Below are 13,474 nucleotides of genomic sequence, written 5' to 3' on the forward strand. Positions count from 1 at the left end.
ATTTCTTGCAGACCGCCGAGGAAACTGCCAGTCCAGACAGCGACCCGGAGCAAGCAGCTTTGGCGTTTATCTGTAAGCGGCTCAAATTGAATTTGAAGAAGCTGTCCGAGGAAGAAAAGAAGTGGCTGAAAAAGATTGCACAGAAGTCGGACTTGCTGAAAAATCCAAACCCGCAGCGGGGGAGGAAATAAAAGAAATATATTACGGAGGAAATACAGATGAGATTTTGGGGCAAAGACAGAAAACAGGATAACAGAAAAAATATTTGGATTGAGCATCTCAATATTGATACAGGAAATTGGTTTCAAGTGTTTTCAGCTTGCTTAGGTAAAATGATAGCAATACAGACTGCTTGTAGTGAGCAGGTGGTAAAGGGGCAGGACTGGAATGTTGATTTTTCAGAGGGCGTAATACTTTTTGGAAATCAAAAGTATCCGCTTCAATTCATCGGAAGCGAGGCAACATCAAGTAACACATGGCTGTGGGGGTGGGAAAATGTCAATGGATTTTCCGAGAAAATTATTCAGGTAGCCACACACGCAAAAGTAGTGGGGGAACGCTGGAATTTAGAGCCACTAACGACAGCAGAATTTACATTGGACGATACATTCAACGGGCATAACCTGTCTATCGTAACTTGCGGCTTAGTTGATAAGTATTGTTATTACAAAGGTCCACATTCTGGTGGAGCAATTTTTGTTGCATTTTCAGGTGTTCCTGATAGTGTGTTTGCCTCCATCGATGTTCAAAAATTCGTATCTATAACGACGCAATGTATTCAACAATTTCATATTGATCACAAAATTTTTGTGGAGGGATTTCTCTCGTGGAACAATACGCAATATGAATGGAACAATCAAACATTACTCGCTCATTTTCAGCAAGATTTGAAAATTGACTTTGAACAAGTAAATAATTTTTGGCGTATTTGCGCTATGAATACCATTTTATCTGGAAAATAGCAAAGCCAGCCGAGCCAGTCAACGGTCAAGATGAACGGCACATTTTATGTGCCGCCGTTGACAGTCCTGCCCGTCTTTGCTGATGGGCAATCAAGGCGGGAAAGCCCAAAAATGGCTTTCCCGCCTATTTCAATTTTACGGGAGTAAGTCCACAAGTTCGGGACACTTTGTCACGAAGTCCAGCGTGGAACGAGGGACGGGGGCTTTCATATACGCCCTGTCTGCTGATGAAACCAACCCTGTGCTTGCGGCTCCACGCCACACAATCACAGTTCTGTTTTCCTGCTGCTTCAAATGTGCTTGCCCTTCCGGGCGGCAACCTCATTTTCGCAGCAACGCCGACAGAGCGTATAACACACTACACTTTGCAAGCAAAGTCGTGTGCCAAGGGGCAAGCCCCTTTGGAAACCCCGGACAACAAAACAGGCTGAATATCTCGCACTTTCCCAGTGCTTGATACTCAGCCTTTATTTGTTGTCAGCAGCCCCTGTTTCGTGGTCTGCGTGTAGTTCCTTGTAAACTGACCTAAATGGGATTGCAAGTATCACATTGTTTTTGCACCGAAATACCGTAGGCAGGTAATATACAAAGATATTAAGGCGGATGTAGGCCAAATTCTGGGGACTTTATGCAGAAGAAAAGGGATAGAAATTATAGAGGCCGAGTGCTGCCCGGATCATATCCATATGCTTGTAAGAATTCCTCCCAAGTATTCAGTATCCGAAATCATGGGGTATTTAAAAGGAAAAAGTTCGCTGATGATATTTGAAAAACATGCGAACTTAAAATACAAATATGGAAACAGACATTTCTGGTGCCGGGGATATTTCGTGGATACAGTCGGAAAGAATGCATCTGCGATCAAAGCATATATTCAGAATCAAATAAAAGAAGATATGGAATATGACCAGATGACGTTAGTAGAGTATATTGACCCGTTCACGGGTGAGCCGGTAAAGAAAAACAAGAAATAAACCTCTTTAAGAGGTCGTAGGAAATCAAAGCAAACCAGCAAGCCCCTTTTGGGGCTGCGCCGGAATAAGGAAGCACTGAAAAGCCCTTTTAAGGGCAGCTGTAAATGTGGTGCAGTTGGCAGACCTTCAGTGCGCCTTCCGGGCGCAAGCAGGTAATAGCCCCTTATAGGGGCAGAGCAAGCCACCGGCTAAGCCGGTGGTCCTGACTGTATTTACGGGGATTTTTAGTTTATGGAAAGTGTTGAAAAATGGAGATAAGGAAGAACATAGAGTTGTCGGAACAGGATTGCCGGAGAAGGAATCTGATACTTGAGCAGAATATGTGGAAAACTGTTTTAATGATATGTCTGCCATTGGCATTGTACCAATCAATGAACCAGATTTTTCGGGTTGTAGATACCAGAATGGCGGCTCACATCAACTCTATGGCAGTATCCTCGGTAACTCATCTGGGACAAATCAATAATATGGTATCCGCGCTTGGAGGAGGACTTGCAGCAGGAGCAGGCCTGGAAATAAGCCGGGCATACGGCGAGGGAGACTTCTTGTTGGTGAGATCCAGAGTCAGCAGTCTGTATGCGATGAGCCTCATCCTGGGACTGTGTGTGCTTCTCATACTGCTTCCGTTTCATCGGGCATTTTTACTGTTAGTAAATACACCGGAGGAGATTATCACCATGGGACAGATGTACTTCCGGGTTGAGGTGTGCTCAATGTCTGTCCGCTGTTTCAACAATGTGTACATTGCGGTAGAGCGGGTTCGTGGAAACACCAGAAGAATCCTGCGCCTGAACATAGAAATTATTGCCATCAAGCTGGTATTAACGGCATTTTTTGTATATGCATTGCATGGAAGTATGACGATGATTGCTGCTGCAACGTTAACGGCAGAGCTTACTTTAATGTTTCATGGGCTTAGAAACACGTTTTTTGATAATAATATCTTCCGCTTTTCTCCCAAAATGGTGAGATGGAACAAGAAAGTCACCTTGCCCATGATATTGATATCGATACCGGTAATTTGTGAAAAACTGGCTTTTTCCATGGGAAAGGTAATTGTGAACTCTATGAGCGCCGTCTATGGAGCCCTCATGATTGGGGCACTGGGAGTGTCAAACAATATAGGCGGAATGGTCACAGTATTATTCGTTGGGTTTCAGGAGGGGGCTTCTGCTATTATCAGCCAGAACCGTGGGGCAAAAAATGAGCAGCGGGCATTGGACGCTTTTTTAAAAGTATTGACGGTGAATTTTGTCATTGGTGTTATAGGTTTTTTGGTGACAGGCATTTTGATTAATCCTATAAGCCGAATGTTTGCAGAAGGAGATGCCTATTTTGCCGGTTTAATAGTAACTATATACAGGTATGATATAGCCGCTGCCCTTACACTGGGACTTAATGCCTCAGTGATGGCATTGCTTTACGGTTATGGTAAAACAAAGATTACTATGCTGATTAATTTTGCCAGACTCTTTGTGTTTCGCGTGCCCGTCCTTTGGTTTTTACAGAATTACACAGAATTCGGTGAACGCAGCGTAGGATTGGCGATGATGATTAGCCATATAGGGGTAGGGACTCTTTCCGCAGTGGTAGGGATTTATCAGGTGACTGAAATAAAAAGAGAAATTGCTGAAGAGCAGAAATAGAAAACAGGAGGCAAGCGATGGAAAAATATGTGTATGAACCGATAAAGCTGCATGGGGAGCGCGTGTGGAGAACTTACATAGGGGGACGAGAAATCGGATATCTCCATGGAGATATGGATGCTGAGGATAATCATTTCCCGGAAGAATGGATGTACTCTGCTACCCAGGCCAGGAATGCGGGCAGAGAGGATATCGAAGAAGGGCTTTGCAAACTGGCCCGTAAGCCGGAGATGACGCTGAAGCAATTGATTGAAATGTATCCCAATGAAATGCTGGGCGGTAATCATGTAAAACAATGGGGAAACACTCCGGGAGTGCTGATTAAAATGATTGACAGTTTAGAGCGTCTGACGATACAGGTTCACCCGGACAAGGAGAGGGCAGAGCGCCTTTTTCAAAGCCGCTTTGGCAAAACGGAGTGTTGGCATATCTTGGAAACCAGAGAGGAGGCGGAAGAAGTGCCTTGTATTTATCTGGGCTTTAAGGAAGGAATTGAAAAAGAAGACTGGGTAAAATGCTTTGAAACGCAGGATTATGACAAAATGCTGGGGATGTTAAACCGAATGGAAGTTAATCGGGGAGAAACTTATTTGGTGAAAGGAGGATTACCGCATGCAATCGGGAGTGGGTGCCTGATTATGGAGATACAGGAACCTACAGACTATACAATCCGAGTGGAGAAGGTGACGCCTTCGGGCTTTGTAATCGATGATATTATGTGTCATCAAGGTTTGGGATTTCAGAGGATGTTTGAATGTTTTGATTATACCGGACTGAGCCTGGAGCAAGGAAAAGAAATATATCGAATAAAGACTCAGGAGATACCATGGGAATTTGGAAGGAAACAAATGCTGGTTGGCTATGGTGATACATCCTGCTTCCAGATTGAGCGCCTGCAGCCGAATGGTGCATGTGAGATGAGCGGTGAAGGAGTATTTTTCTGTCTCTATATTGTTTCGGGGCAGGGGGTATTAAAAACCGGAACACAGGAGTATCAATTAAAAAAGAATGACCAATTTTTTATACCTGCGGAATCAGGTGCATTCGTAATTGAGAGTTCTTGTGAAAATCCAATCAGTATATTGATGATGAAAGGACCGGAGGATGAAACTACTTTTAAAAAATGAACTGGACGGGTTGAAACGGGATATACAGAAAGAAAAAGGAGAGCAGTTTACGAGGCTGCTGGAACAGTGTAAGTGGTACTCCGAGCAGAAGTTAAGTGTGGAGCATCCTCCGACTACCATTACATATATTGGTATGGGATCGGCAAATCTATCCCTTACATATCTGCTTACCGGGCAGAAACAATATTTTGAGCTGGCAAAGCACTGGATTTTTACAGCGGTAAACTATGACGTATGGGGTTACAAGTTCCTGGTTGACGTGGATTTAAGTGCCTCATGGTTATTGTATGGTTTAGGGTTGAGTTACAGTTGGCTGAAAGATGACTTGAACCCGGAAGAGAGAAAGCTTTTATTGGAAAAACTCATTCTCCAGGGGAATAAAATCTTCCGCTACGGTCAGGAAAACAAGGGGAATTGTTGGTCCACAGATTATTGGCAGAACCATAACTGGATTAATTACAGCGGACTGCTGACAGCGGCATACGCGATAAAAGATGAATATAAAGAAGCCAGTGTGTGGATTAAAGAAATTGTTGAGAATTTTAAATATGTGTTAGATGTTATGCCGGAAGATGGTTCTAATTATGAGGGAACAGGATACTGGCGGTATTCTGTGAATTTCTTCCTGACAGCGGCTGAGCTGATTCGTGATTTTGAGGGGATTGACCTGTTTCAAACAGGATATCTCAAAAACACATTTTGGTACAAGCTTTATCAGACGGCTCCGAATATGGAGGAAAACATTAACTTTTCTGATGTGCATGATACACGCAGCTCACATTCGGTAGCAGCTTATTACAAACTTGCATCCGAATATCATAATGAGTATGCACAGTGGCTGGGGGAAGAGGTGCGGACGAAATATCTTTTCAGAGAAGCATATCAAAGCAAGCTTTTCCCGGGGATTATGCCAGAGGCCTTCCTGGAACTGATTTGGTACAATCCAGAAATCAAAAGGAAAGCTCCAGATGATCTGCCTTTAACCAGGTTCTGGCCAGACCTGGGACTGGCGGTGATACGGAGCGGCTGGGATAGAGATTCAATACATTTTTCGTTTAAAGCCAGTGCTCCGGGCGGAAACATACAATGGAAGGAATCCTGGAAGCTGAATCGGGCCAATAACTGGCGGACAAGAAGCCTGACGCATTACCATGTTGACTTTAATCACTTTATATTGAAAGCCTTTGACTCATCACTGGCTATTGACGAGGGATTCCACAGAACCAGCAAGGCGGAGGTACACAGCCTCATCACGGTTGACGGGCTTGGCTGTCTTGGAGAAGAAATCTGGAATCAAGGTTCACTGTCTGATCCGGAATTGTTCGATTTAAACAGTAAAGGGATATTTAATGTTTGGAGGGATGTGCCAGAAGATGCTGTTGCCTCTATTGAGCATTATTCCAGTGGGAACGGTTATACCTATGTTGTAGGGGAATCAAGCAAATTGTATGACAGAAAAACCAAATTAACCCGGAATGCAAGAAATGTGCTTTATAGTGAACTGGGGTACTTTATTATATTCGACGAGCTGGAAAGCGAGGAATCTCACACGTATACATGGCATATGCAGTCAGAGCAGTTTGCCCGGGAGATTAGAAAGAATGATTTTGAAATTGCTAACGGCAAAGGCGTCTTAAATATCTATTCCAGCGCCACCACTCCTGTTGCATTTTCGACAAAAGAAACTGTGCTGCATGAAATCATGACTCCGCAACGTCCCACCGATGTCCGGGAAATTGTTTTAAGGACGTTTTTGTTACAAAATGAGCAGAAGGTTGGGAACATGGTATATATCAATGTTCTGGCTCCAAGAAGTGCCTTTGGACAGGAGTTTATCAAGGTAAAAAGGATTCACGTAGAGGACCTTGTGGGCGTTGAAATAATAGGGGAAGATTTTGAAGAAACCTTTTTATTCTCACAGAATGGAATCCTGGTTCACAAAGATATTAACGAAGAAGGAAAATGGATTTCTGTTGTGAAAAGAAATGGAAAAGTGGTGAAGAAAGCTTTGTATCAGCCAACACATGCTGGATTGAAATATTAAACTACGGTGTGGGAGTGCCTTAAACGTAAATGGTGACGTTTACTATAAAATTACAGAATGAAAGTGGGTAAAAGTAATTGAAAAGCAGAGTTTGAGACAAGAAAATGCACATTTGTATAGGAAAAGGAAAATTCATTGTATGATAAGAAGTATTTTAGTAATCAGTAAAGATGATAATATTAATCGCATGATTATAGATAACTTTATGAGTTCCTTTACTTCAGTATTTGTTGCCCAAACTGCTGCACAGGCGATGGAATTGATTATGAAGCAGGCTTATACTCTTATTATTTTGGACTTTTTTGTGCAGGATATGGAGGGAGGTACATTATTACAGATTATTCGGCAGTTAAAGAATACGCCCATCATGGTATTCACCCACAAAACGGAACTAGAAAGTAGAATCAAAATATTAGATTTAGGAGCGTCTGATTGCTTGGTTTGGCCTTGTAATATTGGAGAGTTAGTTGTCAGGGCAGAAGCCTGCATGAAAAGAGGATTAGAATGCGCAGATTTAAAGCCTGTTATGATTGAGTCCATCGGATTGATGATTGATTCAAGTAGAAGGACTGTGGAGATAAATAAAAGGGAAATTGTTCTCACAAGGCGGGAATTTGACATTTTATTTCTTTTGGTGAGCAATCCTGGGACAGTATTTTCTAAGGAAAAGATTTATACTTCGATTTGGGAGAAGAGGTTTGTGAAAGATGATAGCAATATTATGAGCCATATCGGGCGGTTGCGCAAGAAACTGGGGTGGGAGGTGGGGAAACACATCGAAACAGTGTGGGGAGTTGGATATCGGTTTGTTGAGAAAAAACACAAGATTTAGATAAACAGTGTCGTATTTACTGTATAATGTACCGCTGAAATGTTTATTAAGCCCCGCCATATCTGAGATGGTATTGCGGGTGAGGAAGTTCAGTTTTTTTATCACAGCTTTGAGACTTTGGAATAAAAATACTATATATAGATGAAAAATATTGACTTATGCTATATGATGGTATAAACTGATGGTGTAATTGATTTTTGTGTTTTGGAAAGACACAATAAACTTTGTTTCGGAAGATGACCGGAAGATAACTTTTTATCATGGATAATGAGGTGTGGAGATCAGGTGGATTTCTGCACCTTTTTATTATAAAAATGTACTGGAAAGGAGCGCATTTATATTTTAACTATGCTGTGGGAATATGGCAAAACAGAGGCATAAAAGCGGCATAGACCGCGTAGGGAGGACACCAGATTATGGATGCTGAGTGTCTTTTTTATTTGTAGGGAAAGGAGGGGGAAAATGGATGACAGTACACAGGTAAAAGCCATATTCAATGATTTGTATGTACTGATTAATGCCAATAAAGGATTGTTAGCTTTATATGAAAAGTATAGTGACAGCAGCCTTTTTATGGCACTGATTGGATACTTAGACTTAGCTGTGGTTTCTGATCCCAATGCAGTTATGAAAGAGACGTATGCTTTTTACAAGAGATATGCGGACCGGGAACTGAGTGAGGAGGATTGGGATTCGGTAGTAGAAGATTTCAGAAAGGAGAATGAAATTTGGGATAACGAATGGTGCAAACAACAGATGCTGGAGCTTTTAGGCATTCTGGAGGCTCAGGAGAAAGAGCGTAAGACGAAAAAAGCTGCCTAAACACAAGTGAGCGCTGGCAGTTTTTTGTAACTTAAATGGGAATTGTTAACGGAGGGATAGGATGGATTATCAGATTCTCGTAAAAAATTTATTCAATGACATGTTCGCATTTTTTAACGGCAGACAGACAATGGATATCAAAACACTGGCAGAGGCTTATCCGGATGAACCGCTGCTGCTGGCATTTATAAGCGGTCTAGATCAGGCGTTAAGCATCCCGTACAATGATGTCATGAAGCAGTGCTATGCGTTTTACAAAAAGTATTGCGGAAGAGAACTGTCCGAAGAGGAATGGCGGAACATCGTTGACGGCGTTCAGATTTATAATCAAAAATGGCAGAATTCATGGTGCAGGGGACTGATTCTGGTGTTGGTGTCAATTTTGGAAAAAGAAGATAAAGACAGGAAGGGAGAAACGTCAACCGAAAAACAGTCAGAGGATGGAGAAACAGATGAGGGTGGAACCAAAGACGGTGAACTTGAAGAAGGACAGCAGGAAATGGATACAGCTGCTTAATCTAATTATGGCCGGGGGTGCAGAATGCTCCGGCTGTTTTTGTGCCAGGAGGATAGGAAATGGTAGAAAAAATTTATGACAAAGTAGGAAGCGTTCAGGAAATCAATGGGATTGCTGCGGATTTAAGGCGAATTGGCCTTCGGGAAGAAATCAAGATTCTGGCAGAGAAAAATAAAGTCCCTGCAGTCGATGTAGAGAACTATCTGAAAGGGAAACGATATTTCCTGGTGGATGGAGGAAATGCAAAAACCTATGAAACAGTCAGGAGCAAGCTGTTAGATGAGATGGGCTTTCTAAATGATTCTCAATTTGGCGATGTGATAGGGCAGTATCTTCTGGAAAACTGTAGGGATTCTGAATTTTCAAGGCAGGTCCTTCAAGGACATAAGACATTGCAACGGTGTATTGAGTACCTGATGAAAAAAGCGCAGGAAATGGTGACCGATGAGGAAGGCAAGAGACCGCAAAAGACCTGTGTTGCAGTTGGAGAGGATATGGTATACCAGTGGGCAAGTGAATATTACGAACTGGATGACGCAGAGGAGATTGCCAAAGCAGTACAGGAAGCAGAGAAGGAGTTCTTGGAACGCAATGCGCCAAAGCCACCGGTTAGTAAAACGGGAAAGAAACGTTCATCGGCAAAACGGGCCGGTAAGAAAAAGACAGCTTCATCAGAACCAGTATCCCGGCAGGAAGATTCTCTCAAAGCTGCGGCTGAAAAGAAAGTATTAAAAGAGGATAAAGACCAAATTGAAGGCCAGGTTTCTCTATTTTAAAGACTAAAATCGCAGGAGGAGTTCAAAAAGTGATAATTGCATATAAAGCGTTTGACAAAGATCTGTCCTGTACCTCCGGGGGGAACCGGTTTCAGTACAGATTAGGAATATGGAATGAGGAAGATGAGGCTAATTGCTCCCATAATGGCTTTCACTGCGCTGAAAACCCGTTGGACTGCCTGACATATTATTCAGATTGGAACAGTGCGGTCTATTATATGGTCTTGGCAGATGGAGACATTGATGAGGACGCCTGTGACAGTAAAATTTCTGCAACCAGATTAAAGCTGGTTAAGCAGTTGAATCTTGCTGAATTTATTGCACACAGTCTCAGGTATCTATGCGAACATCCCATGAGAAGCAATCATGCAAGGGTGGCTGGCAATGAGGGAGAAGCGAGGAATGGTTTTGTTGTAGTCAGAGGCAAGAATCCGGTTGCAAAAGGAAAAACAGGAGATGTCCTGGGATTTGTGAAAGAAACCGCAGGCAGCAGAGAAGTTTCAGAAATTGGGCTTTTTGTTGTGGACGGAATAGATATCCTGCCGGATACCTGGTATCTGACGGATGGCTCTATCACGGAAAGGAAAGCAGCATAAATCATGGAAAGAAAAAAATTAAAGGCGCTTGACGGGCTGGCTCCTACCAGTGAGATGTTTCGGCTCGCTGAACAGGATATTCTGAAAAAGAGGGCGGAGTTTGGCCCGGATACATACCAGTATGAGATATATATAAGATGCCAGGTTATAGATGGGATTTTGAAAACTGCATTGTATCTTACAAGGGATTTGAAAATCGGGGCTGTCAAGCCGGTATATGAGGTGTTCATAGATGGGATAGCCAGAACATTTCTTACCTGGGATGTGATTCATGCAAAATGGAGAAGTTCCATGTTGATAAACCTTGAATGGCCCAGATATATTGATGGTTCCAATTCCTATATTATAGCCGAAGAAAATGAGAAAATGAAAAAATATCTTGGGATAGCTGCAGACGGATATAGCGGAATACTGGATTATCAGGAGCAATTACGTGATGAAGCATTAGCGAGAAAACACAGGAGAAAAACAGAGTCATGGGATAAAGTAATGGCGCAGGTTCCGGCGGAACCGAAAGACTGGAACCACTGGGTTAATAAGCATGGGATACATCAAAATTATGTCTTTTATGATTATGTGAGGAATGGCGCCAAAACAGGTTTCTGCACCTATTGTGAGAAGGAGGTGCCGATTATCAAACCAAAGCACAATGCACTGGATAAATGTAAATGCTGTGGAAATAAAATTCAGTTTAAATCAAGAGGACGCGCAGGGCGTTTTTTCACGAAAGAGGAAATGATATACCTTGTGCAAAAATGTGGAGAGGGGACTGTCGTCCGGCAGTATTGTGCAACGCGAGCTTATTTAGCAGGGAATTATGAAACCCCTAATATATCTTGCCGGGAGGAACGCAGATTTGTTTATAACGCAGATTTGGAAGAAACCCCTTACTATTATGGCAGATACCGATTCCACGAATATAGATGGATAAAGGGGGAAAAACCAGATGCCGGTTTTGGATATTATCAATATTACAGAACCAGAGAGGAAATGCTGGGTTCTGTTTATAAGCGGACGCTGCCGGCTTTGTCTGCAGGAGCATTAAGAAAAACCGGATTGCCACAGTTAGCCAGAAAAGTAGACAGGATAAACCCAAGGGAATATCTTGAGACACTAAGCAGAAAACCGTATCTGGAGCAAATTGTAAAATCAGATCTCAATCAGCTTGCCTGGAGCGTTATCAATGAACGCTGGGAGCTTGAATTAGGCGATAGTAATGATTTTTCAAAATCCCTGGGGATTGATAAGAATCGTATGAAACGGCTTAGAGAGCATAACGGAGGTTTTGTGTATTTAGAATGGCTGAGGTTTGAGAAACTGCGGGAAAACAACATCCGTGATTCAATCATTGAGTATTTTGAGCGGAATAATTTAAGCCCCGACAACTTGGATTTTATCATTAAAGAAATGACTCCGGCCAGGATCTGCAATTACTTAAAACGGCAGTACCGTGAAACTGGACGGCCTCCAAAGGAACTGGTTTCAACATGGCAGGATTATACCGCTATGGCAAGCCGGCTGAAAATGGATTTAGAACAGGAACAGATATTTAAGCCAATGGAATTAATCAAAGCCCATGATGATTTACTTGCACTGCTAGGAAGCAAGGAGATTGCCCTGCAGGCGGCTGAAATATTGGAAAAGTATCCTGACGTTGATGAAATCTGTCAACAAATCAAAGAGAAGTATGAATATGGAGATAAAGATTACATGATCGTTGCTCCGAACCGAATTGAGGATATCATAAATGAAGGACACATACTTGGGCATTGCCTGCATCGGAGCGACACCTATTTTGACCGGATTCAAACGAGGGAGAGTTATATTCTCTTTTTGCGTAAAGCCAGCGAACCGAATCAGCCATATTATACGTTGGAAGTGGAACCGGGAGGAACTGCGCGTCAGAAGCGGACGGTTGGAGACAAACAGAACGCTGATTATGAAGAAGCGAAAAATTTTATAAGGAAGTGGCAGAAAGCAATCAGCCGGCGTCTGACAAAGGAAGATTGGGAATTGGCAGAGAGAAGTGCTTTGCTGCGTGTAAAGGAACTTGCCGAGATGAGGGAAAAAAATGTGAAAATCAGACACGGACATCTGGCCGGGAAACCTCTGGCGGATGTTTTAGAAGCGGATTTGATGGAGGCCGTGCGCTGCGCTAAGGCGGACAGCCTGATTATGGAACCTGTACAGGAAGGAGAAGATAAACTTTGTGTAGCGGCCTAAAGGGAAAGGAGACATACTGATCCGGTGAACCGGTTATTGTGAGACTGTTAAACACAATGCAAAAGCAATAATAGTTGCGTGAGCAGATGCCGTGATTAGGGAAAAGCGAAGAATGATACGGCTGAGAAACCGACTTCACTGAAACCGGCTGTCAGACTGCGAGCTTGGGAAGGTATATTGCTTGCCACGAACTGATCGTGAGTGGCTGAGTATGAAACATGTGGTGTTATATTCCGGAGGCGCCAGCAGTGCGTATATGGCATATCTGGTGCTCCAGGAGCAAAAGAAAGAGGAGGTTGTCCTTCTGCATACACCAACCTTTGCGGAGAACCACGACGCAGATACATTTCGCTGCCGCGTGGCAAGACGCCTGGGCGTGCCGATTACAGAATGGGGAGACGGACGGGATTTAGACGAGCTTTTAGAAGACCAGAAAGCGATACCGGGGCAGTTTCTCCCATTTTGTACAGTAGAATTAAAACAGAAAATGAAGGAGGAATATTTCAAATACTTAAAAAGCCAGAACCAGGATTTTATTGAGTATGTTGGGTTTGGCCTGGAGGAGGAAAGACGGGTTCACAATGCACTTAACAGGGCCAGGCGGACCGGGCGAACCATCCGGTTCCCCATATACGAAAAGAAGATACCGGGCTGCGAGATAAAACGGATAATTGAGCAGGACTGGAAGATCCCGCTCCCTAAAACATATAAAAATGGTTTAAACCACAATAACTGTATTCCCTGCTACAAAGCGGGAAAGGCGAGCTGGAGAATCTATTGGGAGCAGTACCCGGAGCGATACTGGAAAGCGGCAGAGTACGAAGAACGGTATGGCTATACAGTTTTTAAGGACTGCAGCCTGACCGAACTTGCAGTGCGGTTTGAAAAGGATAAGGCGTGGGAAGACATACAGTACCATTTAAAGGATTACTTCCCCTGCGAGCATTGGGCATAA

Annotated in this window: 11 protein-coding genes and 2 pseudogenes; all 13 read left to right on the forward strand. The window is 43.1% G+C overall.

Features of this window, described 5'->3' with window-relative positions:
• A pseudogene (locus ACLTD4_RS23065) lies at positions 1-191 on the forward strand (transcriptional regulator); the annotation flags it as partial.
• 27 nt (positions 192-218) lie between these two features.
• Entirely contained in the window at positions 219-962 is a 744-nt protein-coding gene (locus ACLTD4_RS23070; protein WP_215629731.1) for a DUF6882 domain-containing protein, read from the forward strand.
• Positions 963-1,489: 527 nt separating this feature from the next.
• Positions 1,490-1,936: pseudogene (gene tnpA / locus ACLTD4_RS23075) on the forward strand (IS200/IS605 family transposase); the annotation flags it as partial.
• 248 nt (positions 1,937-2,184) lie between these two features.
• Positions 2,185-3,582 (forward strand): MATE family efflux transporter, encoded by a 1,398-nt coding sequence (locus ACLTD4_RS23080; protein ID WP_412331585.1) that lies wholly within the window; start codon positions 2,185-2,187, stop codon positions 3,580-3,582.
• A gap of 17 nt (positions 3,583-3,599) precedes the next feature.
• On the forward strand, positions 3,600-4,709 hold the full coding sequence (locus ACLTD4_RS23085; protein WP_278836978.1) for a type I phosphomannose isomerase catalytic subunit: 1,110 nt from the start codon (positions 3,600-3,602) through the stop codon (positions 4,707-4,709).
• Between the two features lie 133 nt (positions 4,710-4,842).
• Entirely contained in the window at positions 4,843-6,753 is a 1,911-nt protein-coding gene (locus ACLTD4_RS23090) for a DUF4962 domain-containing protein (RefSeq protein ID WP_278837007.1), read from the forward strand.
• Positions 6,754-6,892: 139 nt separating this feature from the next.
• On the forward strand, positions 6,893-7,585 hold the full coding sequence (locus ACLTD4_RS23095) for a response regulator transcription factor (RefSeq protein WP_278836980.1): 693 nt from the start codon (positions 6,893-6,895) through the stop codon (positions 7,583-7,585).
• A gap of 462 nt (positions 7,586-8,047) precedes the next feature.
• Positions 8,048-8,407 (forward strand): hypothetical protein, encoded by a 360-nt coding sequence (locus ACLTD4_RS23100; protein ID WP_278836982.1) that lies wholly within the window; start codon positions 8,048-8,050, stop codon positions 8,405-8,407.
• Between the two features lie 61 nt (positions 8,408-8,468).
• Entirely contained in the window at positions 8,469-8,924 is a 456-nt protein-coding gene (locus ACLTD4_RS23105) for a hypothetical protein (RefSeq protein WP_278836984.1), read from the forward strand.
• A gap of 59 nt (positions 8,925-8,983) precedes the next feature.
• Positions 8,984-9,700: a Cas9 inhibitor AcrIIA9 family protein gene (locus ACLTD4_RS23110; protein WP_278836985.1), complete on the forward strand. Its 717-nt coding sequence runs from the start codon at positions 8,984-8,986 to the stop codon at positions 9,698-9,700.
• A 29-nt stretch (positions 9,701-9,729) separates the two neighbouring features.
• Entirely contained in the window at positions 9,730-10,296 is a 567-nt protein-coding gene (locus ACLTD4_RS23115) for a hypothetical protein (protein ID WP_278836986.1), read from the forward strand.
• A gap of 3 nt (positions 10,297-10,299) precedes the next feature.
• A complete protein-coding gene (locus ACLTD4_RS23120) occupies positions 10,300-12,519 on the forward strand; it encodes a PcfJ domain-containing protein (protein ID WP_278836987.1) in 2,220 nt (739 codons plus the stop codon).
• A 211-nt stretch (positions 12,520-12,730) separates the two neighbouring features.
• Positions 12,731-13,474, forward strand: coding sequence for a hypothetical protein (locus tag ACLTD4_RS23125; RefSeq protein WP_278836988.1), 744 nt, complete (start codon positions 12,731-12,733; stop codon positions 13,472-13,474).

Source organism: Hungatella sp. (assembly GCF_046966825.1).